Annotated in this window: 17 protein-coding genes and 1 tRNA gene; 9 read left to right on the forward strand and 9 right to left on the reverse strand. The window is 48.9% G+C overall.

Annotation, left to right across the window (positions count from 1 at the left end; translation table 11 throughout):
- Positions 1–146 precede the first annotated feature (146 nt).
- Together P4D80_RS19050 and P4D80_RS19055 are read right to left on the reverse strand one after the other, a co-directional pair.
- Positions 147–1,016, reverse strand: coding sequence for a class I SAM-dependent methyltransferase (locus tag P4D80_RS19050; RefSeq protein WP_421655582.1), 870 nt, complete (start codon positions 1,014–1,016; stop codon positions 147–149).
- Positions 1,017–1,198: 182 nt separating this feature from the next.
- A complete protein-coding gene (locus tag P4D80_RS19055; RefSeq protein ID WP_421655583.1) occupies positions 1,199–3,073 on the reverse strand; it encodes an aspartate kinase in 1,875 nt (624 codons plus the stop codon).
- 385 nt (positions 3,074–3,458) lie between these two features.
- Here P4D80_RS19055 and mug point away from each other — a divergent pair, with 385 nt between their 5' ends.
- On the forward strand, positions 3,459–4,091 hold the full coding sequence (mug, locus tag P4D80_RS19060; protein WP_421655584.1) for a G/U mismatch-specific DNA glycosylase: 633 nt from the start codon (positions 3,459–3,461) through the stop codon (positions 4,089–4,091).
- 7 nt (positions 4,092–4,098) lie between these two features.
- Here the strand turns inward: mug and P4D80_RS19065 are convergent, their stop codons facing one another.
- Positions 4,099–5,460, reverse strand: a complete 1,362-nt coding sequence (locus tag P4D80_RS19065) for an S-layer homology domain-containing protein (protein WP_421655585.1) — start codon at positions 5,458–5,460, stop codon at positions 4,099–4,101.
- A gap of 361 nt (positions 5,461–5,821) precedes the next feature.
- Between P4D80_RS19065 and P4D80_RS19070 the strand changes: the two genes are divergently transcribed.
- The 4 genes from P4D80_RS19070 (at position 5,822) to P4D80_RS19085 (ending at position 10,845) form a co-directional block, all read left to right on the forward strand.
- The gene (locus P4D80_RS19070) at positions 5,822–7,336 is read left to right on the forward strand and encodes a PhoH family protein (RefSeq protein ID WP_421655586.1); all 1,515 of its coding nucleotides are present in this window, start codon (positions 5,822–5,824) and stop codon (positions 7,334–7,336) included.
- Positions 7,337–7,963: 627 nt separating this feature from the next.
- Positions 7,964–8,965, forward strand: coding sequence for a glycosyltransferase (locus tag P4D80_RS19075; RefSeq protein WP_421655587.1), 1,002 nt, complete (start codon positions 7,964–7,966; stop codon positions 8,963–8,965).
- Between the two features lie 397 nt (positions 8,966–9,362).
- Positions 9,363–9,899 (forward strand): hypothetical protein, encoded by a 537-nt coding sequence (locus P4D80_RS19080; protein ID WP_421655588.1) that lies wholly within the window; start codon positions 9,363–9,365, stop codon positions 9,897–9,899.
- Positions 9,877–10,845 (forward strand): glutathione S-transferase family protein, encoded by a 969-nt coding sequence (locus tag P4D80_RS19085; protein WP_421655589.1) that lies wholly within the window; start codon positions 9,877–9,879, stop codon positions 10,843–10,845. Before P4D80_RS19080 ends, P4D80_RS19085 begins: the two co-directional genes overlap by 23 nt.
- 368 nt (positions 10,846–11,213) lie before the next feature.
- On the opposite strand, the gene P4D80_RS19090 is transcribed toward P4D80_RS19085, so the two are convergent.
- On the reverse strand, positions 11,214–12,260 hold the full coding sequence (locus P4D80_RS19090; RefSeq protein ID WP_421655590.1) for a fatty acid desaturase: 1,047 nt from the start codon (positions 12,258–12,260) through the stop codon (positions 11,214–11,216).
- A gap of 227 nt (positions 12,261–12,487) precedes the next feature.
- Positions 12,488–13,777 (reverse strand): Glu/Leu/Phe/Val family dehydrogenase, encoded by a 1,290-nt coding sequence (locus tag P4D80_RS19095; RefSeq protein ID WP_421655591.1) that lies wholly within the window; start codon positions 13,775–13,777, stop codon positions 12,488–12,490.
- Positions 13,778–14,733: 956 nt separating this feature from the next.
- Here P4D80_RS19095 and P4D80_RS19100 point away from each other — a divergent pair.
- Positions 14,734–15,036, forward strand: a complete 303-nt coding sequence (locus P4D80_RS19100; RefSeq protein WP_421655592.1) for a hypothetical protein — start codon at positions 14,734–14,736, stop codon at positions 15,034–15,036.
- Between the two features lie 150 nt (positions 15,037–15,186).
- On the opposite strand, the gene P4D80_RS19105 is transcribed toward P4D80_RS19100, so the two are convergent.
- A tRNA-Gly gene (locus tag P4D80_RS19105) sits at positions 15,187–15,257 on the reverse strand.
- A 570-nt stretch (positions 15,258–15,827) separates the two neighbouring features.
- Between P4D80_RS19105 and P4D80_RS19110 the strand changes: the two genes are divergently transcribed.
- The gene (locus P4D80_RS19110; RefSeq protein ID WP_421655593.1) at positions 15,828–16,061 is read left to right on the forward strand and encodes a hypothetical protein; all 234 of its coding nucleotides are present in this window, start codon (positions 15,828–15,830) and stop codon (positions 16,059–16,061) included.
- 215 nt (positions 16,062–16,276) lie between these two features.
- Entirely contained in the window at positions 16,277–16,987 is a 711-nt protein-coding gene (locus tag P4D80_RS19115; protein ID WP_421655594.1) for a pentapeptide repeat-containing protein, read from the forward strand.
- A gap of 175 nt (positions 16,988–17,162) precedes the next feature.
- On the opposite strand, the gene P4D80_RS19120 is transcribed toward P4D80_RS19115, so the two are convergent.
- Both P4D80_RS19120 and P4D80_RS19125 read right to left on the reverse strand, forming a co-directional pair.
- The gene (locus tag P4D80_RS19120) at positions 17,163–19,490 is read right to left on the reverse strand and encodes a CHASE2 domain-containing protein (RefSeq protein ID WP_421655595.1); all 2,328 of its coding nucleotides are present in this window, start codon (positions 19,488–19,490) and stop codon (positions 17,163–17,165) included.
- Positions 19,471–20,316: a FecR family protein gene (locus P4D80_RS19125; RefSeq protein WP_421655596.1), complete on the reverse strand. Its 846-nt coding sequence runs from the start codon at positions 20,314–20,316 to the stop codon at positions 19,471–19,473. The genes P4D80_RS19120 and P4D80_RS19125 overlap by 20 nt, the downstream gene beginning before the upstream one ends.
- A gap of 421 nt (positions 20,317–20,737) precedes the next feature.
- On the opposite strand from P4D80_RS19125, the gene P4D80_RS19130 reads away from it, so the two are divergent.
- On the forward strand, positions 20,738–22,318 hold the full coding sequence (locus P4D80_RS19130) for an OmpA family protein (protein WP_421655597.1): 1,581 nt from the start codon (positions 20,738–20,740) through the stop codon (positions 22,316–22,318).
- Between the two features lie 913 nt (positions 22,319–23,231).
- On the opposite strand, the gene P4D80_RS19135 is transcribed toward P4D80_RS19130, so the two are convergent.
- The gene (locus P4D80_RS19135) at positions 23,232–24,194 is read right to left on the reverse strand and encodes a CHAD domain-containing protein (RefSeq protein ID WP_421655598.1); all 963 of its coding nucleotides are present in this window, start codon (positions 24,192–24,194) and stop codon (positions 23,232–23,234) included.
- Positions 24,195–24,911 lie beyond the last annotated feature (717 nt).

A 24,911-nucleotide genomic window follows, 5' to 3' on the forward strand; every position in this document is an offset into this window, starting at 1 on the left:
TTGATGGGGAGTGGTCAGTCTGAGCCCCTTCTTAACTCATAACCTAAAACCGTTCCCTCTTCCTAGCATCATGGCAAAAGTTTTGTACAGCCGCATGAATGAGTTGAAGGGGGATAAGGTCATAAGACATTCATCCACTAAAACCACTAGACTGCCCATTGTCTGCTGTCAATTGCTTCCACATCCGCAAACAATTCGGTTTCAGTCAACTGGTGGGTTAAGGACTTTACGCCACGGGTGACCTGATGCACCAGCCACACATCCTGAGTCCGGACTGCTCCAAAACCCGCTTCTCCCATCCAGGCATCTACACTTCCTGAAGCATAGCCTTGAATGTAGGGCTCTTCAAAGATTTGTGTCAGCCATTCAGTCTGGCGCAGCATCTTCTGGTTGCCATCTAAGACCACCACCTCTCCGCCCACGGTCAGCAGGCGGTAACACTCCCGCAATATTTTACGCGTCACTGGCGGTGGTGTCTCGTGGAATACCAGAGATACTGTCACCAGGTCAAAAGAGGCGTCGGGAAATCCTGTCTTTTCGGCATTGCCATGCCGCCATTGGATGTTGAGCTGTTCTTTCCTGACCTTATAATCTGCGACCACCAGCATGTAAGGGGATAGATCCAGACCAATCACTTCCGCATAGGGAAAGGCCCGCTTTAGCATCAGGGTTGCTGAACCAGTACCGCATCCCAGATCTAAAATCCGGCGAGGTTGAGTTTGAATTGTGTCAATCAAAGCCTGACGAACGAGCGATTCACCGGGAGGAAGGGCGTATTGAGTGATGGGATCGTAGGAAACCGCTGCTTCTGCGCTCAGGTAGCCGCCCTCAATGCTGTGAAAATTTTGGCTGGTGTAGTAGTCCGGATATACTATCCTGGGGTTGCTGAGGCGTTGGCTAGCCGCGTCCCAATCAATACTTTCATAAAAGCGCCGCAGTCCGTCCTGGTCGATCAGAAAGGTTTTGACGAATGGGGCCAGAAAGCGCTCGAAGATGGTGTCTTTGCGAACGGCCATAGTGTCCCTGATTTGCCCAATGCTTTGCTACTATCCTCAGTGTACTGTAGGTTTTCAGTATCCTGTAGATACCCTGAGCCTATTAGTCCGTTAGGATAGATTTGAGGGATAGCTCAAATTTATAAAATCCATTGCCAGGTTGTTTGGGGGGTGAAAACCCTCAAAACAGCCTGGACGGACTACTAGGCTGGCACCTGAATTTTCTGGCTACCAGACAGTCCAAAAGCGGCATGGATTGCCTGTAATGCTCTCACACCATCATCTTCCGCCACCAGACAACTAATTTTGATCTCGGAGGTGGCGATCATCTGGATATTAATGTGCTGTTCAGCTAGAGCGGTAAACATGCGGGCAGCCACTCCCGGTTGACCCACCATTCCAGAACCGACAATGCTGACCTTTGCGATCGCCGCGTCCACCAGTACCTCGCCGTAGCCCAACTCGGATGCCGCCTTTTCCAGCGCCAGCCGGGCAAGTTCTCCATCCATCTGGGCAACGGTGCAGGCAATATCCCGCGTGGTCATTCCATTTACTACCCGGCAGCGTTGAGACTGGATGATCATGTCTACACTGATGTTCTGGTCCGCCAGCAGCTTAAAGATTTTGGCAGCCATGCCGGGGCGATCGGGCACCTGACGAATGGCGAGGCGAGCCTGCTTCAGATCAAGGGCAACACCCCGGACGGGGGGGTGGAGGGCCGCAGGGGCAGAGGACACTGCTGAGGCAGAGGGAGCGATGTCTAGCTCTGTCGCTCGATAACCAGTGCCCTCGCTAACGGGTGAACTGGTGACTTCAAAGGCTTCGCAGAGAACGGCGATCGCGCGATCGCAGTCTTCCTGAGCAATCACGCAACTCACCTTCACTTCGGAAGTCGAGATCATCTGGATATTGATTCCCGCATCGGCCAGGGTAGAGAACATCTGGGCAGCTACCCCTGGACGGCCAATCATACCCGCTCCAGAAATGGTGACTTTGGCAATCTGCTGCTCTACCATCACCTCCGCCGCATCCAGCGCAGGAATACTTTCCCCTAACAATGGCTTACACAGGGCTGGAATGATGGCATTGGCAACCGCCTCTGCTTTGTTGAGAGAGTCCTTAGTGACGGTAAACGCGATGTCGTTGGAATTTCCTTCATGGATGGACTGGATGATCAAATCCACATCCAGATCCTGAGAAGCAATTTCACCAAACAGACGGGCTGCCACACCGGGGCGATCAGGTACCCGTAGCAGAGAAACCTTAGCCTGATCGGTGTCAAACTCCACCGCATCAACTGGACGCACCAGTTCCAACCCTTCCAGAGGTCGGGGTTTGGGAGGAGGGGAAATGACCCAGGTGCCGGGGTCATCGGTCCAGCTGGAGCGAACCACCAGGGGAATGCCATAGTTGCGGGCAATCTCGACAGCACGGGGATGAAGCACCTTTGCGCCTAAACTGGCAAGCTCCAGCATTTCATCACTGGTAATCTCTGTCATCAGTTGGGCATCCGGCACCAGCCTGGGGTCAGTAGTCAAAATGCCAGGAACATCGGTGTAGATTTCGCAGAAATCGGCTTGAAGTGCCGCTGCCAAAGCAACCGCCGACGTGTCAGAACCGCCCCGCCCCAGGGTGGTGATCTCCAGGTCGTCGGTGGCGCTGATTCCCTGAAAGCCTGCCACAACAACCACTTCCCCTTTTTGCAGGTGACGGTTGAGGCGATCGGTTTCGATCCGCAGGATGCGAGCGCGAGTATGCTCTGCCTCAGTCACAATCCCAACCTGGGCACCCGTTAGGGAAATGGCAGGTTGTCCCAGGCGATGCAGGGCCATACTCAGAAGGGCAATAGAAACCTGCTCACCCGTAGACAGCAGCATATCCATCTCCCGGCGGCTGGGATTGGAGGTAATCTCATTCGCCAGTTTGACCAGTCCATCCGTCGTCTTACCCATTGCTGAGACGACGACCACCAGAGAGTTTCCTGCCTTCACCGTGCGGAACACTCTCTGAGCAACGGCCTGAATCCGCTCGACTGAACCAACTGACGTGCCACCGTACTTCTGGACAATTAACGCCATGACCTTTGTTTCAACCAACCCAACATGGGAACTTGATAATCAGGACTTACGCATTTTGCCAAGACCTCGGAGGTTTTAACCTAAAACTGCACCTCATGACTCACATTGATGCTGAAACCTCCGAGGTTTGCGTAAGCCCTGATTATTTATGATGGTGCAAGTCTCCAGATCTGATTAAACATCAATACTCAACGGAAATCCTAACGATTCAGGAACATTCTGTGAACGTTTCTACAGAGAATTAACTAAGTAGGTAGTCATAATTAATTGGTAAAGGGGGGAGTGGGGGCTGCGCCCACAGGCAGGGGGTTTCACCCCCTCCATCCCCAGAATTATCCTTAATTTAATTGCGCCTAGCTACTTACAGGTCTAGCAGCAGTAACCCATGCAAACGCCCGATCGCCACAAACCCACTCCGGAAGAAGTACTGGCTGCCTATGGCAAAACCATTCCCGATATCATCGCACTCAATCTGCGAGTGCTGTTTTGTGGCATCAATCCCAGTCTTTACAGTGCCACTGTCAACCATCACTTTGCCCGTCCCGGTAACCGTTTCTGGAAAACCCTTTATGCCGCAGGCTTTACTGATCGCCTGCTCTCGCCATTTGAAGATATCCAGCTTTTGCAATTTGGCTATGGATTGACCAACATCGTCGATCGCGCAACCGCCAGAGCAGACGAATTGAAACCCGAAGAACTGGTAGCCGCGCAGCAACAGTTAACTGCTAAAGTCCAGCGTTACCGTCCCCATTATCTTGCTGTGTTGGGCGTCAGTGCCTATCGAACTGCGTTCAATCGTCCAAAAGCCATGATTGGGAAACAGGCTGAATCCCTTCATGGCGTCAAACTCTGGGTTTTGCCAAATCCCAGCGGTTTAAATGCCCACTATCAGCTTGCCGATCTAAAACGGGTCTATGAAGAACTGCGAACTGCCGCATTAAATGAAGTGGGGTGGGCAATATACCCACCCCACCGCGCGGAGAATCATGGAATAGCGACAGCCAGGCCCTTTCCCTGAAGGACTCTTACAGACTTACGGGGCTATTTACAGTCAGGGTCAGATCGGTTGCGGGGTCAATCACAATCACTTCACCGGTGGTGCTGCGATCAAGCGTTCCACCTACGGCGGCACCCAGAGCGGCTCCGGTGAGTGCTTCCTTCGGGGTGATGGTGCGATCGCCCGTGATACCAGCCACTCCGGCACCTAGGGCAGCTCCAATCGCCGCATCCCGGATGGCCTTGCCCACATTCCGCCCCTGGTTGGCGGTCACGGCTCCCGCAACGGCCCCACCCAGGAGGACGTTTCCACCCGTGATTTGACGGTTGCCAGTCACCCCGCCAATGATGGCAGCAGCACCCGAACCCAGAGCTGCACTACCTAAAATGCGGGTCAGGTTGGGGTCACGTACATTTTTGCGGGTCGTAATAACGCCAGATGTTGCATTCAGCGCATACTGCCGACCATTGATTACAACCGAGCGGGCAACAAACTGAGAGCCTCCATTCACAGGCACCAGTTGACCCATCACCTGGCTGCCAGTCGGAATGGCAACCTCACCCTGAGAGTTGCGAATATCAGAAGCAACGATCAGGGTCAATTCAGCTGCTTCATCGGGTGCAATCACAATTTGCTCAGCCGCCGTATAGTTAACGGGAATACGGGTTCCCGCGGTAACTTGTCCCTGCTGGGCAACAGTAGCAGCACCCGCCACATACTGGCTAGAAATTACAGAAGGAATCTGCCCCGTTTGAGTGAGTGCCTGACAGAGGAAGGCAGAAACTTCCGCCCGGCTGGCAAGCTGGTTGGGGTTCAGGTATCTCACATCGGGATAGTTGACCACCAGACGCCGCTCAGTTGCTGCCGCAATACCAGTCTCTGCATAGCCTGGAATCGCAGAAGCATCTGCAAAATAGTTGGTCAGCGTTGCGTTCACGGGTTGAGTGGGAGAATAGTTCAATCCACTCGCCAGAGATACCAGAACTTGCGCTCGAGGAATATTCTGTGCCGGGTTAAACACACCACCGGGATAGCCAGAGAGGAAGCCGGTCTGTGAAGCGAAGGTAATCGCGTTGTAAGCCCAGAAATTGGAAGGCACATCTACAAAACGCGAGGCTGCCCGAACACGAGCGGCATTGGGGAAAGCCTTGCCTACCATGGATGCAAATTCAGCGCGGGTGACGGGGTTATTGGGGCGAAACGACCCATCGGGATAGCCGCTGATAATTCCTCGCTGAGTTAATTCACTAATACAGGATTGGGCCCAGCTACCCTGAACATCGGAAAACATACCCTGTGCCATTGCAGCGGACGGCACTGCCAGCGGTGCCAGAGAACTGGTCGCCATTCCCAGGGCAACCAGTAAAGCAGTTGTGGATTTCTGATTCATTGCTTTAGACATCATCGTTTGCTCACTACACAACGGTTGTTAGTGATATCGATGTTCTCTCTCTAAAAGAGTTCCTCAGGGTTGCCTGAATCCGCTGAAACGGCTTGCATGTAAAGCTTTTATCAAAAATTTTCTATGTTGGGAACCTGTCCTTATCCCGGTACGACTAAACCCGGCTAACGCCAATTTGTCCATACTCCTTGTAGCGTCCCGAAAGATGAAAAGGGAGTGATGTGTAGACGGTTATTTTGTTTAGAGCAAAGCGATCGCCCCCAAATCCCTTCAACCCTTAATCTAAAAATCATCCAGATCGCTCCCAATTAGATTTAGACTATGGACTTTGGACCCTATCCCCTCTCTTTTGTCGCAACCTACGCTGAAAACATCGCTGAATCTGGACTTTAACCCCCATCCCCATCCTCTGGCTCCTGGCTTCTGGCTCCTGGTTTCTCCCTTTCACCTTGAACTCAAAACTCATCTACCCATCTACCCATCCACTCATTACCCTCCTCACCCCACTCACAACTGTTCCTCACCCCTCTCCTCCTACATGAAAAAAGCGTTCATCCTCGATACCAATGTCCTGCTCCATGACCCATCGGCCATGCTGCGCTTTAAGGACAACGATGTGATTCTACCCATCACTATCATCGAGGAACTGGATCGCTTTAAGAAACAGCCCGAAATGACGGGACGCAATGCCCGCCAGGCTTCTCGCAAGTTAGATGAACTTCGCACACAGGGGCGGCTAACCGAAGGTGTGCGCATCAACAGCGCGGGCTGTCTGCGGGTTGCCCTCTGCCACCGGGAAACGTTGAAAGAACTGCCGACTGAACTGGAACATGGCAACGGTGACAACATGATTCTGGCGGTGGCTCTGGAATTGAAGCGCCAGAGCCCTTACCCGGTGGTGCTGGTCAGCAAAGATACTAACCTGCGGATCAAAGCAGATGCCCTGGGACTGCATGCGGAAGACTATGAAACCGATAAGGTGGATGTTGAAGGTCTTTATACGGGTATGGCAGAGGTGGTTGTTACTGCTGAGCAAATTGATCAACTTTTCAAGCAGGGGGGAACCTCTCTCGATCAGCCATTTTTCCCGAACCAGGCATTAACACTGATCAATGAGGCCAATCCCTCCCATACGGCGCTTGCTATTGTGGAGGGTGAAAGTGGCAAGATTATTCCATTGGTAAAAATTCCCCATCATGGGGTTTCTCGGATTTACCCCCGTAATCGGGAACAAAAATTTGCGCTGGATTTATTGCTGCGAGATTCGATTCAACTGGTGACACTGGTAGGCACGGCAGGAACTGGGAAAACATTGCTGGCGATCGCTGCCGGACTCCAGAAAGTGGCCGATGAAAACGTCTATAGCCGCCTCCTGATTTCCCGCCCTGTAGTACCAATGGGGCGAGACATTGGCTACCTACCGGGAGATATCAGTGAAAAGCTGACTCCCTGGATGCAACCCCTCTATGATAACTTCGACCTCATCTTTGGCACCCAAGAATCGGCGGGTAAACCAGCTCACTGGCGGCGGGGGCATGAAGAATTGATTGAGCAGGGCCTATTGCAGATCGAGGCTCTGACTTACATTCGTGGACGAACTATTCCCAAGCAGTTTTTTGTAGTGGATGAGGCCCAAAATTTAACTCCCCACGAAGTTAAAACCATTCTCACCCGTGCGGGAGAAGGCACTAAGGTGATCCTCACAGGCGACCCCGATCAAATTGATAACCCCTATGTGGATGCGGCCAGTAATGGCCTCACTTACATCGTGGAAAAGTTCAAGGGAGAACCTCTGGCGGGTCACGTCACGTTGTTAAAGGGTGAGCGCTCCAGCCTGGCAGAACGAGCAGCCGCATTGTTATAGTTAGGGTTAGCCAAAAACTAATGGTATCAGTGTTCGTCGGGTAACCAAGTAGCCAGGCGCAATTAAATTCAGGATAATTTTGGGGGAAGTGGGGGTTTCACCCCCTGCCTGGAGCGTAGCCCCCATTCTCCCCTTTACCAATTCCCTTTACCAATTAATGATGACTACCTACTTACTGCTTTAACCAAATTCCTATAGCGTTCACAAACTATTTGTGAACGCCATAACTGATTCAGTTAAATAAGATGCCTTGTACCAATTCAATATGAGGATGCGTAGAATCAGAACTCTCTGTATTGGTAAGGGGGACGGCGACAGCCGGGGGTTGATAATGTACAGTTTCATAAAACATTGGTATTAACTCGGCTCAAAGTTCTGTAAAGCTTAATTTTCTTTTCCTTTGTTTCCTTCTTTCTTCCATGGCAATCGAGTACCCATCTCAGTTTTGGCTGAAAAGATAAGGTAGAGGATCAGTAGTCCTATTCCTGCGAAAAAAGCCAGTAAATCATGGTTCATCCTGCACTCACCAAACCCTTGTCTAAAACCCTTGTCTATATTATTTCCTGTAAATGAGCCCAAATCGGGTAGGCTAATGGACGGAGCAATTGTGCTGGAGAGGCCGATTTCATGAGAACACTGTATTTCCTGGTGCCGGGAACGGGGGAGAAATTTGCCTGTGGTGGACTGTGGGCTGAGCTCAAAACACTCAAGCTGGCGCAGCAAGTTTGTAATGCAACCATTGTCACCTACCGCCAGCGAGAAAAAGATACGCTGTACCTGGAGGATGTATTAAAGGCAAGGAATCTGGATGACGTTATCTTTGTCGTTAGCTGGGGGTTTGATGTTGCTAAACTGGTGCGTAAACTGAAGCATTGCCATGTGATTTATCATGCTCACAGTGCAGGATATAGATTTCGGCTTCCTTCTACAATCCCAGTTATCGCTGTGAGTCGGAATACGATGGGATATTGGGGACAACAATCTCCCAATTCATTAATTTATTATCTACCCAATGAGATTTCAAATGAGTTTCAAAATCTTAATCTTGAGCGTGACATTGATGTATTAGTCCAGGCTCGAAAGTCATCAGAGTATTTAATGCAGGAACTGATTCTGGCATTGAAGAAACAATGTCATGTTGTGGTGATTGATTCTTATGTTGATGATTTAACTAAATTGTTTAATCGAGCCAAGGTTTATCTCTACGATTCCGCAGAATACTGGGCGCAACAAGGAGTGAGCGAGGGTTTTGGGTTGCAACCGATGGAAGCACTTGCCTGCGGCTGCCAGGTCTTTTCCAGCATCAACGGCGGCCTATCGGACTATTTAGATCCCGGATTCAACTGTTATAAAATTGCCGGTTATTCAAAAGAGTATGATGTGCAGCGGATTTTGAGGGCGATCGCATCCCCCACTCCACGCACTCTCTCCGAATCAGTTCTGGCAGAATACCGGGCTGAAAACATTACGCAACGTTTAAACATCATTTTGAATGAAATTAACGAGTTTTTCGATCATCAAAAAAGCTATCCAGCTAACATTCCGGGTTTAACCAGGCTTCGTGTCACAACGTTAACTATCAAAAATCTGTTCAGCAAGATAAAAAAGAAATATTTTCGAAATAGATAAAGGCGGCTCAGCCCAAAACCTGATTGTTAAACTAAATGTCATCACCAGTTTTTGTGATTCCAACCTGAAGATTGGTATAGCTATAGCTACCAGGCTTAGGACGGGGTGCAAGGGGGGGAACCCCTGGCTGGGGGCGAAACCCCCACACTCCCTTAAAACCAATGTCCTAAGCTACCTGGCGACAGCTATAAATATAGCGATTCTATTTGGATTATGAGAAAGGATTCCGCAGGAGTCCTTTCTCACAAAGCCTCTCAATCTCAAGACTGATTCAAGACTGCTATACATAGCGCTCCTTCTTGAAATTGGAACGGGGTACAGGGGTTCAACCCCTCCTTGTTCACAAACTATTTGTGAACGCTATAGACTGCTTTTTTATTAAATAGGGATTTAAAGAATGAATTTTAGCAACCAGGATGACGAACCGTTTGGTTTTTCCGATGATTGGAGCTTTCCTAACTTTTTAGGTTCCGAAGATGATGAAGAGTCTTCCCAGTTTTCACAGCAAATTGGGCTGATATTTTTAGGCCTATTTGTGCTGACTGCGGTAATTCTGTGTGTTTTGTTCTATTTTCTGTACCAGTTTGGTCCAGCCATTGTCTTGGCTTCTTGGAGGCTGTTATCCCATCTACCAGCCGCCCAGCTACTTCTGGTTGGCTGTTTTTTTGTAGTCCTTGGAGTTGGTTTCTACTGGCTCCGTCAAGAGCGCCGTTTACTATATGGATTAATCGAGGTTTGTTTTGCAGTCGTGTCAATATGGCATGCGGTTGGTTTAGGGATTGTGGATTCCAGCCAGTGGCTTTTAATGATAGCCGCAGTTTACGTTCTGGTTCGCGGTTTGGATAACCTTTTTTCGGGTTATAAGGCTTATTACAATTCAGTGTATTACGGAAGTCAGCAGGAATCTACGGATGAAAAAAGCCTTGCCTCCTAAACTCATCATCCAGTCAGGCAAGTTTGTATGGACAACACTCTGGCACGTGATGATGTCAAAGCTTGCTCCTCGCAATCCTTCGGGCGAATACATCCGTCCCAGCAGTCAGTTTCGCAATTTCGTGGGAACTGAAGCCCACCCACCCACCGCAGGGCGCTACAAGCTCTACGTCGGTTGGGGCTGCCCCTGGGCACACCGCACACTGGTAACGCGGGCACTCAAGGGTTTGGAAGACGCTATTCCAATCACAATCGTATCGCCCTCACCCATTGAGGGCGGCTGGGTCTTTGACCAACCAGAAGAAGGCTGTCGCACTCTGGCAGAGCTTTACGCGCTGGCTCAACCGGGATATACCGGACGCTGTACGGTTCCCGTGCTGTGGGACATGGAAACAAAGAAGATTGTTAACAATGAGAGTTCAGAAATTATCGTCATGCTGAACTCTGAGTTCAATGAATTTGCTAAAAACCCTACCCTCGATCTCTACCCGGAAGAACTGCGACCAGGAATTGATAGCTGGAATGAAAAGATTTATCCCTCGGTCAACAATGGTGTTTATCGCTGTGGCTTTGCTCAGAGCCAGGAAGCGTATGACAAAGCCTGTGCAGAACTATTCATGATTCTGGATGAAATTGAACGGACCCTGGAAACCAACCGTTATCTGTGTGGCGATCGCCTCACCCTGGCCGATGTGCGCCTGTTTCCAACCCTGTTTCGCTTTGATGCAGTGTATTACGGTTTGTTTAAGTGTAATCGTCGCCGCATTCAGGACTACAAATATTTGGGAGCCTACCTGCGTCATCTATACCAGCTTCCAGGGGTAGCAGCAACTTGCAATTTAGAAGCCGTCAAACAGGACTATTACGGTAATCTGTTTCCCCTCAATCCAGGCGGAATTATTCCTGCCGGTCCCGATGTGAGCAGTTTTCTGCAATCGCCCTCATGAGTATAGCCCTTTTCAAGGGTGTGAGGTACAGTGAGGGTGTTCTGCACCCCACTGTATTAGAGCTCCCCCTTCCCCACTCCATCACTCTCCTACTCTCTCCTCCCTTCGCTTTGACCTCAAACTTATAACTCCCCTCAGGTATTGCTGAATCTGGGTATGAAATGGATACTGTATGCTTGAAACTTCGTTCCGATTCATCTGCTTTTCGGCAACGCCCCCCTCACTTGACTAACAATTAACAACAATTAAATGTTAGGTAGTCATAATTAATTTGTAAGGAAGGAAGTGGGGGCTGCGCCCCCAGTCAGGGGGTGAAACCCCCTCCGCCCCCAAAATTATCCTGAATTTAATTGCGCCTAGCTACTTATTCATTCTTCCCCATGAAACTCCTTAAAGGATTGATAACACTGTTCAGGGTGATATAGGTGGCACTGATCCGTAATTTGCTGCATTAAGGACCAGGAGAAGTGGCACTCGTACAGGTAGTGATCCCAGTTCTCTTTCAAACTACGGTGTGCTATGCGCAGATTGTAGGAAGGAATGGCTGTAGAAATGTGATGGGGGACATGGACATTGATGTGATGACAAAGAAATTCTACCCAGAGGGGATATTCACAATGGACCGTACCTGAAAGTTGTGCTCTGGCGGCATTCCACTGGCCAGGTTCTTGAAAATCAATGTCAGGGGCGGTGTGATGCACCAGCGTAAAGGTACTCATCCAAAAGTGGAAGACTAACCAGGGCAGCAGCCAGAATTTAACAAAGCCCCAAATGCCAGTGGTTGCAAGCAACAGTGGGAAAGCGATCGCCCCGAATCCAAGAACGACCAGAACCGACAACTTTACTTTCTGTCGATCCTTCCCTTCAAAATTTTCTGGGTTAAGATGCAGCGCTCCCCAATGGGCAATAGATGCCAACCACCAGAACCGACCGCGTAATGCCTGATAACCCCATTGCCCTAACCAGCCTAACCCGGCGTATAGCTCTGGTCTAAGGGGTTGCCAGGCATTATCTACATCCATCTTGTTCGTATGGTTGTGGTGATGGTTATGCAGGATGCGCCAACTGTGAAAGGGATAGATCAGAGGTGCCATGAAGAGGTGCCCTACCAGATCGTTTACCCATCGCCGTTTGGCAAATGAGCGATGTCCACAATCATGCCCTATGACAAAAAAACCGGTCAGCGCGGTTCCAGTAAAAATCCAGGTAACAGGCAACAAAAACCAGGGCGCGATCGCCAGACTCAAGTACCCCAGACCAACCATCAATATGTTCACAAAAGCTGCCGTCCACGCTTTGCGCAAATCTTTCTGAAAGCATTCTTTGGGCAGGGTCTTAAGAATATCTTTCAGTTGTACTTCGGGGGGCAACAGTGTGGATGGCACGTTGTCGGGCACTACGGTTGATACGGTCATGAATAGTGTATTTCCTCAGTAGTTCAGATTTCGGAACCAGGGCACATAAAAAACCTGCTAGGCAGAGGCATTAGCAGGCATGGTCAAGAGTTTTGACTATAGATAGGCGCAAAGAAAAAATGCGCCGCAAAGCCTTTTAATGGTAGCTATGCTCTTTCATTTCAGTTACAAAACTTAAGTATTTTATCATACTTTAGCAATCCTTGTTTGAGCATCGGTCAGTTCGACTACCGTCCGTTGATGTAGTAGTCCCTGGTTCCCTTGGCGCTAATCGCCTCCCCCAGGCGGCTAATGGCATGTACGTAAGCGGCTGTGCGAATTGGAATTGAGAGATCGCGAGCGATCGCCCAGATATGTTCTGCCTCCTGCACCATCCGTTGTTTCAACCGTTGATTTATTTCCTCCAGACTCCAGTATAAACCACTACGGTTTTGCACCCACTCAAAGTAGCTGACTGTAACACCTCCAGCATTGACCAGAATATCAGGAAAAACATAAATTCCTTTGTCTTCCAAAATTTTGTCAGCCGCCGAAGTGGTAGGGCCGTTTGCCACTTCAAAGATCATTCTGGCTCGAATATTCGCGGCATTGGCTTCTGTAATTTGGTGTTCTAAGGCAGCAGGCACCAGTACATCTACATCTAATGTCAGCAGGTCTTCGTTGGTAATCACCTCTTCAGCCGTGGTGTGGCAGACCGTGTCGTCGCAGTACATGGCCTGGATGCGGCGACTAGATTCCTTGAAGCGGCGAATATTGGGAATATCCAGCCCCCCTCTTGAATAGATACCCCCTTGGGAGTCACTCACTGCCACGACCTTATAACCTGCCTTAAACAGCAGTTCTGCCAGGATGGCTCCCGCATTGCCAAAGCCTTGAATGGCAACTGTAGTCGCTTCGGGTGGCTGATCAAATTTGGGCATCATGGTCTGAATGACGAAGAAAGCCCCCATGGCAGTGGCCGATTCTCGCCCCAGGCTACCACCCATGCTGATGGGTTTGCCAGTTACGACTGCCGGGCTGATTTGACGTTTGATGATGCTGTACTGATCCATCATCCAGCCCATGACCATGGCATTGGTATAAACGTCAGGGGCAAGAATGTCTACGTCTGGTCCGATGAAATCGGCGATCGCATCAATATAGCCCCGGCTTAACCGCTCCAGTTCCATCCGAGAAAGCTCTTTCGGGTTGACTGTAATGCCGCCTTTTGCTCCACCAAAGGGCAAGCTCAATGCGGCGCATTTAAAGGTCATCCAGAATGCCAGAGATTGCACCTCATCCAGCGTTACACTTGGATGGTAGCGAACTCCACCTTTACCGGGACCTCTGGTGTCGTCATAACGTACCCGGTAGCCCTGAAAAACTTTGAGGGAACCGTCATCCATACGAACGGGAATGGAAACCGTGAGGCTGGTTTGGGGAAATTTCAGAGATTCGATCGCATCTTCTGAAATGGAGGTGTATTTCAACGCCTGCTTCAGCCTTAGCCCCGCATCAGATAATAACGAACCTGCCATACTACATACCTCTCAGTGAATCGCTGGTGCCAAGACAAAGCTTGCAGCCGTAGCAGATTCAGTCACTGGCAATGAATGGTTGGTTGTTAGTGGTTAGCCACTTGGGGTTGATAGCTCTGAGCTTCGATGACTCCTAACACCGGAAACCTCACTAACCGTAGAGCTGGCCGCTGAGGACTGATAGCCTGCCGCGATCGCAGTTTTCAGTAGAAAAAAGAACTGTGATATTTTGTGGCAGAAGCGATTGGGTTATCTTCTTCTATCGTGCCCAATTACTTGAAGGTTTGACGCATAATCATCCTAACCCGATGAAAAGAAATGTGTAGTTTGCTACAAATGACCATGAGGTCAAGGGTTGGGTTAGGGATCAGCATAAAATTCCATCGACATCCTCTAACTAAAAGAATATCACTGAATCTTGATCGGGTCTCTGTAATTCCCCTGGTTGAGCAATGACAGCGGAGCTATATTGGTGATTGCTAAAAATGCAAGCCGCACTTCCTGTAGTTGTTAGAGACGAGAATCAAGTATTAGGAAGTAGGGTGTTGGAAGAAATTTTACCCTACACTCCACTACGCCTAATCAGTTCAACGGGCAACTTATATATATGCGTATATGCGTTGATAGCGCTAAAAAACCAATCAATTGGAGTCCTACTTCAAGCCGCATATCATTCTCATTGGAAAATAAGTGGCATTTTTGTGATGGTTTGAGCGGCGACAGGAGCATGAAAAACACCACCTCCAAACGTACTCCAGTAACGATTGGGCTGGGTCGATATTGACCAATTTTCAAGTCGCAGCAGAGGGATATTGAGCTGGGCGAAGACGAATGCTCAAAATTAGGTTGACTAGATTGATCATTTCGGGGCGCGCCTCCTGTAACGATGTTCAAACTGAAAATTCCTTTTTAAGGATTGAGTATCAAGAGAGAGAGGAAGTTGCCCAGAACGAGTAATGAATTTGAACCAGTCATCGCCAGGAAATGACAGACTCGATTTGACGGTTTTGATGACAAAATTTTATTTCTGTATGCGCAGGATAAATACGCGGGACATTCAAGCTCAATTGCAAGACCTGTATGGAAGTGAAGGGCTTTTCATTGCTCGCTGCGATGGACTGATTGCTCTTGCTGATGCGATTGAGGCAGTCTTTCTCAAAACCCATGTACAACCGTGGATCACCCCCATGATGCGCACTCGTTATGATTATCTACAGTGCGCATCGCCCTTATTGATTCACCTCAAACCAGGCATCTAAATTCGCCATTGATTCAAAGTTCAGCTAGGCCACTACCAGCGCGAGGAGCTAACCACGCCCGTATGCGGTTTAAAAGGTTTTGGATCGCCTGCGATAAAACGTTCAGCTGCAAAGAGTCCAAAACTTTCCAGTCCAATCATTATTACTTTAAGCGGGTAGCGGGAATCGAACCCGCAACTAAAGCTTGGGAAGCTTTCGTTTTACCACTAAACTATACCCGCAAAGAACGCTGGGTACCGAAAGGCAGTTTGAGAAGTCTGGGTACTACGTCCCTTGACTGCACTCTAGACCTAGCTGCTGTAGATGTCATTATACTGCGATTTTCTGTTCAATCAGGGGTGGGGGCTCAAATGTCCAAACTCTAACCTCTTGCATCACGCCATGGGAAAGATCAGCCTGACTGGGTAAGCCCTATTCCCCTAAACGGGTGACCTCAAAACGCTTCCATCTGAGCTACACCAGTAATATAAAGATTCGGTGTAACCGTTCTTTACATCGAAAGCCCGATGTTATGCTATATCAAATAGAGCATATTACTCTGAGGTTTCTGTACCTCAAAGTTGCATAAAGCGCTATCGCAAAGTTCGGTTTTAATTAAGTAGCCAGGTATGGGTATCACCCACTTGACGATTCGAGTCTGAAGGTTGATACTGTGTTAGAGCTAGATATTGCTTAGGTATTTTGATGGAATTCTATCTCTGACTCCTCAAAATATTCGATGTTCTGTTTGAGCAGCTAACCATGGAATGTTCTTTTATCCTATTTGAAACTTGACTTAGTGGTTGTTTACAATGCGTCAGCTAAACTCGATTCACTCTGAAAGTATGGGCAGGTATCCAGTTGATGGAGGAGAGTACGCCCAGTCTCAGGTCACCAGCCAGAGTCAAAGTTTTACAAGTGCTGTTCAGAAACGGACTGATCTATTAGAATTTCTAATGCCAGAAGGGGTTAGCCCCGCAAAGCAAGCGATTATCGAAAGGCTGGTAACCCTGTGGTTAGCCGATTCCAAGTTAGACGTCGCTTGATATTGAAAGCAAAATATTTGGGGAGGGTGGCTCTGGTCAACGACAGCCACCCTTAAGTTATTTAAAATAACCACAAGTGATTACCCTTTAAGGTGAAGAGGCTTTTAAGGTTGGGCTTTATTCTTGACTCAACCGCAACAAACTTTTAGGGCATTGCGAAAATGTGAGGGCCCTTGCTGTAGTCGTAGCTGTGTTGTGCCCTGGATGGTAGCCCTATGTTAGCTGGACAGTCTAGCAAAATGATTGGTGAAAAATCTCTTCAGAGACTTCGAGAACTGATCCAGCTTGTTGCAGAGGCAGATACTGACGACTTTTTTGAACTGGCGAAAATTGCTGGGCTCAATCCAGCAGAAGATTTTTCAACTGCAAATTTGAGTGGGTTGGATTTGCGATCGGCTCGTTTAGCTGGTGCAAATCTAATCAACACGAATCTGGCATATGCTAGCTTGGTGAATGCTGATCTATCAGAAGCTAACCTGATTAGCGCTAATCTCATCGCAGCAAACTTGATCAGCGCTCAAATGAATCATGCCAATCTGATCAGCGCGGATTTGACGAGTGCAAATTTGGTCAGCGCAAAGTTGTGGAGCGCAAACATGACTGGGGCTACGCTGACGAATGCAGTTCTGAACCATGCGGATTTACGCCGTGCGGTTTTGACGGGTACCAAACTTGATGGGGCTAGTCTGCGGGCAACAATTTTGAGTCACACTGACCTGCGCCGGGCTAGTCTCACTAGTGTTGACTTAAGTGGTGCCAGCCTGTATGGGGCAAACTTAAGTAATTCTGATTTGCGCTGGGCTGATTTGAGTGATGCAAACCTGGCCGGTGCGACCTTTGAGAAAACTCGACTGGGTAGCAATGAGGGATTGACCAGAGACTCGGTGCTAGATCTCAAGAGGCGGGGAGCGATTTTTGAGCGTTGAGGGGGCGGCGTGGCTGAAAGGCAAGACGCCTGGAGCCTCATTTCAGTTATCCTAAACCTTTTCCATCCCTACAGTTGGAAATAGTTATAGCTGTCACCAAGTTGCTTAGGACATTGGTTTTAAGAGGGAGTGGGGGCTTCGCCCCAGCCAGGGGGGGCTACCCCTGCATCCCGTCCTAACCATCATGACTATCGCTGTATAAGGGTAACTGAACGATGAAGCTTGTTTGGCCTGAGCCGCTCTGGACGTGAATGGTTCCTTTGAGGGATTCAACTAGCTTTTTTACCAGGGCCAGCCCCAAACCAGTACCGCCGCGTTTCCAGGGGTCTGCTTTGGGGACACGATAAAACTTTTCAAAAATGCGGCTTAACTCGGATGCTGGAATGTCGGTACCAGAGTTGGTGATACGGATTTGAAGAAGGGGGTGAGCGGTATCTGGCAGGCTAACGGCAACTGTAATGGTTTCTCCTGCCGGAGTATATTTGCAGGCGTTATTGACCAGTTCTACAATGATTCGTTTTAGACCGACCTGGTCCGATCTTAAGGGAGACAGTTGGGGCGGGAGGTGAACCTGTAAGGTTTGCTGTTGGTTTTCAGCCCTTTCGTGGAAGGGGGCCAGGATAGAGGACAGCCAGTTTTGTAGATCAATTTCGGAAATTGTGTGGGTTTGGGCTCCAGCTTCAAGCCGTTGCAAATCTAGCAAATCTTCAATGAGTTCAATTTCGCGATCGCATTCGGTTTGTAGAATTTTCAGGTAATGGTCGGCGGCTTCTTTGGATTTGGCGATTTTGAGTAGCTCGATCGCCATTTTCATATTAGCCATGGGCGATCGCAACTCATGAGAAACCGTGCTGAGGAAGTCGTCTTTGAGTTGAGCGACTTGCTGAAGTTCTTCAACTTGTTTTTCCAGGGCGGTTTCTGCCTGTTTACGAGTAGTGATGTCTTCCAGGACGAGCAACAGTCCATCTAAAGGGGAGCTTTCAGTGGCTGCCTGGGTTTTAGGGGCACAGTAGACCAGGGGTTCTAGTTTGAGGGCAAACCAACGATCGCCCCAATGCAACTCATGGGGTGGAACGGGTTCCTGTTGTTTGAGCATGTGCAGGTCTGTCTGCCATTCTTTTTCAGTGAGCCATTCGGGCACCAGATGGGTACTCAAGTCATTGCCAACCTGAATTCCTAACCAATCACTAGCGATTGGGTTGCAGAACCAAACCCATCCATCCCAATCGGCAGCCAGTAGCCCCATCGACAAACTGCGGGCGATCGCGGCCTGGGTTGATTGGGAGCGACCTAGCTGCTCAGCCAGTGCAGCCAGTTGGGTTGCGCTTTGCACAAAACTCGTTTGCGCCATTGTCTGATGGAGGCCGAAACCAGCCATCATTTGTTGATGGGCAACCAGATCATGGCGATAGGTTTGCCAGAGTTGCTGCACTTGTCGATCCAACAGTGTGCCCATTCTCAATCGCTCCCTCACAAAAACCGCCCCTGCTGTAGTTGTCACCAGGCAAAGCGGAAAGGCAAGTGGGAGCCAGTGCGTGAGGTGAAACAGGCAAAAGACGACCGCTCCCCATCCCAGACACACCGCAGCCCACATCAAAGCTTGGCGTTCTTCTCGCTGATGGCTAAGCAGCAGGCTTAAACCAGGACCTCCCAGGAGTAGGATCAGCGGCAGCCAGATAGCCGGAAGGGGCTGCAAAGGATTTTGTTGTAACAAATTATTCACCACCGCTGTATGGAAATAAACTCCGCTGGCAGGGGGATTTCGGTCGAACGGGGTTGCCAGAGAATCAATACCTGCCGCTGTCACACCAACCAGAACAATTTTGCCCTTCAACTCGTGTAGAGAAATCTTTTCCTCAATCACATCGGCAAAGGCAAATTGACGGATATGCTGGATTTGACCTGCCCAATTAATCCAGAAAGGTTGATTTGAGTTGGGGGGAGGAACGGTCGCTTGCACCAGGGAATAAGCCTGGATAATGGACAAGCTGAAGGCAGGTACTCCCTGGATGTATAGGTCAATTTTGCGGGTTAGTCCATCGGTGTCTTGCTGTTTGAGGATATGCCCGGTAGCGATCGCTGCTTTCTGAAGATCGGGCACTGGAAACAACAACAGCCCATTATGGTCCCAACCCTGAGCCAGAACAACTTGACTGTTACGTACTATTGCCTCCGCCAATTGAGGGTCATCAGAACTCGATTCTGACAAAATTAAATTAAATGCAACAACACTGGGCTTTGCTTTGTTCAGCACATTCAGTAGCTGAGTGTATCGTTGCCGATTCCAGGGAAACCGCCCCAACTGCTTGATGCTGGCATCATCAATGGCAATCACAACAAGGCGATCATCCCAGGAACGTTCTCCCCTTAGGCGGAACAAGGCATTGTAAGCAATCTGCTCCAGAGGTTGGAAGCTACCTAAACTGAGCAAGATAGCGAATGCAATACTAACCAGGCTACCTGGCAGGATTCGCCAGCCCAACTCATCGATACGCCAACTCATGGATCTCTTTTTTCCCCAGGGGTGTGATAACCTCAACTTGAATCTTTAAGGAATTAGGCAGTAGTTTGAAGTCTGTAATAAACACCCCATCTCGGTTTGTGCTTTGGGGAGTTCCTTCCACAATGACGCTATTGACTGGATCGACTTTACCAACCAGGCGGATCTTCCGCACCCTGCGTTCAATCACTTGCTGAAAGTGATATTGAATTCGAGTATCCTCTGTTAAGGGGGTAGGTGTCGAGGGTGCCTCGTCAGGAATTGTGAAGTTTTGAAACTCATGGGGTACGGCAACTGCCTGGCCCTGGGCAGAGCTAACAACGTTGCCTTCACGTACTGCCAGTCCAGTCTTACCACTGGGTTGAATGGTAAGTCCAAACTCTGTTCCACGAACACCGCTTAACCCAGCAGGAGTGCGAATTTCAAGTCTGGAACCCCGGTGTGTAAACCGCCGGACGCGCAAAACTGCCTGACCGCTCATGACCTGTAAGCGAGTAATTCGCCCATTGTCGGGAGCCATTGCCAGTTCCTGGATTTTGAGCCGGGTGTTTTCTGTCAGGCTGATGGTGCCAATACCCGTATCAACAAACAACGTCGCCGACGAGTTTTTGCCCGTCGTAATACCATCGTTCACAGATTTCAAGCGATCGCCCACCCGTGCAACGTAGGAGGCTGCCCCCTGTTCACGAATCACCTTGCCCAACACCTGTTTAACTTCCAACCAGCGATTAATCCGAACCTGGAAGGATTGCTGCGTTCTTCCCTGGGAACCGCCCAGCAAAAGTGAGACTCCAAGAATGCCCCCTGCGGTTTGAGCTGGACGATTCATTAGAATTTTTCCCAGTAGCTATTTAAGTTCTGAAAGATTATCTCACCTATCATCCGGCTCAGAAGCGGCTCTTATACCTACTGTTACATCGGTTGAAGGGTTTAGCCATGTAACCTCTGCGCAATTTTGCTGACCACGCATGGAATTTTTTAAGCCAAAATTGTATCACTTTTGAAGGTTCTCCTGGTTTGCCAGTGAAAAAATTGCTGACGCAGCTCTTTCATCCTAAACAAAATCCCTGGAATATCGATTGTGTCTGATGGTAAACGAAGCTTCTCACCAAACTCAGGAGCTCCCTTTTGAAGAGCGATTGAGGGGCGTTGAGGCAATGCCTCTATCTCTGGTCTGCCAAAAAATAAAGGGGCTCCAACCCTAACCCCTAAGTGAAAGCTGCCTGTCTCCTAATAGTTGTAAGAAATTAATGAGCAAGCGCACTGAACCAGCTCTAATTCTGGCATTTATGATCACCGCAAGCCTGAGCATTGGCGGGCTATGGTTGTTCAATAAGATTTCGCCAGGTCTGATTCCCAGTTTGATGGGACAGACCACCTCCCAGCCTGGGGATAAGCCCATCAATTCTCAGCAAAAAGTTCAGATCACGATTTTGGGAGATACCTTCAGTGGCTACAGCACCTTCCGCAATCGTGCCTTTCAGGATGGGTTAAAGGAAACTGGCATTACACTTCGCTATGAGGATGAGTTTGATCAGACTAGGCGAGCCGAGCGGCTAAACCAGGGACAGGCAGACTTGCTGGTTACGACCCTCGATCAATTTTTGAAGCAAAAGCCCCAGGGAAAAATTGTGGGCCTGATTGATCGAACGGTCGGTGCCGATGCGGTGGTTCTAAACACGAAAAAATATCCCGCTCTCAAATCACTACTGGATCTCAACCAGTTGGTGAACCAGTCACGCACGCGGGGCCAGTCCTTAGGCATCACATTTGCTGGGGACACTCCTAGTGAATATTTAGCCCTGGTGCTAGATTCAAAGTTTGAAGCCTTTAATCTGCAAGACTTTCAGATCAATAAGGTCGGTGATGCCTCAGAAGCCTGGAAACAGTTGCAAGAGCCTGGCCAGAATGTGGCGATCGCGGTTATCTGGGAACCTTACGTTACTCAGGCACGGCAAAAGGGATACACGATTGTACTATCTAGCCAGGATGCGCCAGAAGTGATCATCGATGTACTGGTTGCTTCCGATCGCTTGCTACAATCCCAGCCTCAAGTTATCTCTGAACTGCTAGAAGTTTATTATCGCAAAATTGACACTAACGTTCGGGATACTTCTCAACTGCAAACGCAAATTGCGGAAGATGGCAAACTGTCTTCCACTGAAGCAGCCGCGGTTTTGCAAGGAATTCAGTTCTTTACCGCCACTGAAGCGAAAGAATGGATGACAAAGGGAACTCTGACCCGACGGATTAATTCAACTGCAGCGGTATTAACCCTGACTGGACGCCTGAACCAGTTACCTGAACAGCCTGACAGCTTATTTACCAACCAATTCATTACTAAAGCAGCAAATAACACCAAAACCTTGATTGACCTGGTAAGGGCAGATAACCCGGAACTGGCAGATCGGCTGGCAGGTAGAGGCAGAACCATCACACCCAAGCAGAAACTGACCGCTACTCAGGTCAAAAGTGCCCCAGACATTGGTAACTTACAGGTGCAGGGTGAGGTCAGCTTTAGTGTAGGCTCAGCTAATCTAACATCTGCCGGAGAGCAAACTCTGGATAAACTAGCACAGGAAATCAAGGAGTTCAACACCCAGACCGTCGCAGTTCGTGTAATTGGACACACCTCACGAACAGGTTCCGCCAATTTAAACCAAGTTTTGAGTCAACGGCGGGCCCAGGTTGTAGTGAACTATCTACGCAGAAAAGGCGTTCAACATAATATCTTGGCAGAAGGAAAAGGGTTTAGTCAACCGCTTCCGGGCATTTCACCCAGCAGTTCCAAAAACCAAAGAACCGAGATCCGTCTGGTTAGGGTCAGTTAGGGGAAGTATCGCTCCAGTGCTGCCTGCTCAATTCAGCAGCAGTTTCCTCGCTTGCTTAATGAAGCGAGCAGCAGCGGTCTAACCTGCTTTGCCCACAGTTCAAAATTAAATTCTTGTCCATTGCTACCAGCAGATTGCTCAGCAGTGTTCTGGTCTTTTCCTGCCTTGGTTTTCATGACAACCCTCGAATCTCCACAAAAAACACTTTGAAGTATTGATGGAAGTGAAGTATTGATGGAAGTATTGATGCGCCCCGTACCTGTACCCTGAGGTAGAAACCAACCTGCTTGAACGCAACAATGGCAAACCCTTGATGCCATTTAGGAATGGGGCTTGACAAACCGGTTTAGGATTGGCGGTATCCGCTTAATCGTGTAGAAACGTTCTATGAAATGTCCCTACAGACACGAGTACCTTTCATGTAGCCAGTACAGTAAAGCAGGAGTACGAATACCATTCTGATTCCCTAATCTTCACTCCCCAACTCCCCAACTCAATGGTTACTGAACTTACGCCATCGTCCACTAGAGATTTTAGTTGGGATGAAAGGGTAACATAAGCAGCTAGCAGGTATGAACGGTATACAGGTACTGCACGAAACAGTCCGATAGTGTTGCAAAAACTCAATTTTGTAACCTAGAGATTTGGGGCAAAGCCCCCAAGCAGGGATGGAAGCCCTACACCCCAACAAGACTTTTGTTAGGGGTGGAACCCCTAGCTGGCAGCGCAGCCCCTTAAAACCAATGTCCTAAGCGAACTGGCGACAGTTATAAATCCAATGGTTAATGATTTTGTGCCCTCCATCCACAACTTTAATCAATCGCCAATAGATTTGGGGTTAAGCCCCCTTAAAGGTTCAGTAAATTTTAAAGTTGCCAGATTAAAGTTGCCAGAAAGTTGCCAGTTTGAGTGTTCACCCAACGAGGGCAGGAGAAGATTCGGGCTCCAGTAGCATCTCGTGGAGGTGTTTGCGGAAGGCTGAATCGAGATACTTCTGCCGTATTGGTTCCCAGTTTGCCATCATTTCAACCTGGCATTGGCGAACACTGGCTTGCAGTTTGGGTAATTTTGCCCGGTTGGGCAAATGCTTTGCCAACAGTTCAACCAGCACCTGACCATCCTGCACTTTGCCCAGGCAATCCTGGATACCCTTCAGTTCTCCAATCCATTCTTTGAAGGGTTTGCCATACAGGGAGACAAAGAATTCACTTTGATAGCGGGTACCTTTACAGGCTTTTCGCAGGTCATGCAAGGTTTGGTTTGCTTCTTCAGACAAATCACTGGACTGAATCAGCCAGCCCGGATGCAGCAATAGGGAAGACAGGAGAGGGCTGAGCAGATCGGGCAGCAGTGGCAACAGCGGGAGTTGGGCCAGGGTTGTGTAGCGAGGTTCACTCAGCCAAATTTCGTAGGCGGTTTTTAGTTCCTGATAGGACGATCGCGACAGGGTCACTTCCACTGCTGCAAAGGCCTTTCGTCGTTCCTGCTGGAGGGCGGTGATCGCTTCATCCAGTAATGCCTGTTCTGCTTTGCCTGCACGCGGACGATAAACCTCTCGCAAATCGGCAATTTGAACGTCTAAATCGCGCAGGTTGCCCAGAATTTTTGCGATCGCCCCAATGCGCTTTGCCTGGGCCGCTTTAGGTAGCTCAACGGCGATACCAAACACTTGAAGGGCTGTGCGTAGCCTGCGGCTGGCAACTCGCATATCGTGCAAATGTTCAGGATCTTTATCTGCCAAAACTTTTTTCTCTAATTTGGTCATTAGCTGATATTGTGCACTAATGACCTTGTAAGCAAAGTCGCCCAGGGTTAATGACTGATAATTTTCGAACGTGGATTTTGGGCTAACCTTTTTTTCAATCTTTAAAGCCATTTCAACTCACCTGATAAAGCTATAGCGATCCTTCTTGAAATTTGAACGGGGTGCAGAGGTGGAACCCAAGCGTGGGGGCTTCTCCCACTCCCTCTTGTTCACAAATAGTTTGTGAACGCTATAAGCACATTTGTGTTGAGTAATCAGGCATCGAATTTTGTGGTTTTTTGATCCAGTAAGTAGCTAGGCGCAATTAAATTAAGGATGATTTCGGGGGTGGAGGGGGTGAAACTCCCTATCTGGGGGCGCAGCCGCCACTCCCCCCTTTACCAATAATTATGACTACCTAAATTATGACTACCTATTTAATGCGCTGTTGCTAATTCTGATTGCGCTGATCAATTCGAATACCATATGACAAAAGTTCAGCCTGAAAGTACTTCCTATTGAACAACTGCCGACACCAAAATCTCAAAGTAAACAGCACAAGCAATATGGCATAGAAACTGAAACTTGACGGTGTGATTAACCGAAAAGCAAACAGACTCTATGGTGTAGAAAAATTATTATATAGCAGTCCTAAATGATTTGTGAAATGAAAGGGATTTGTGAAAAGGGATTCCTGCGGAGTCCCTTTTCATCATCCAGATAGGATCGCCATAGTTTAAGCTTAACTAAAGTTTTCTGGGGGGGTGCCTGGGCTTCAAGAAATGAAAAAGGCGAGTACTACCCGCCTCTAATACAGCAAAACGAAAGTTTTGTTGGGGGTGCAGGGGT

Origin of the sequence: Leptothermofonsia sp. ETS-13 (genome assembly GCF_049200465.1) — a bacterium.
In the GTDB taxonomy this organism is placed as follows: Bacteria; Cyanobacteriota; Cyanobacteriia; order Leptolyngbyales; family Leptolyngbyaceae; genus Leptothermofonsia.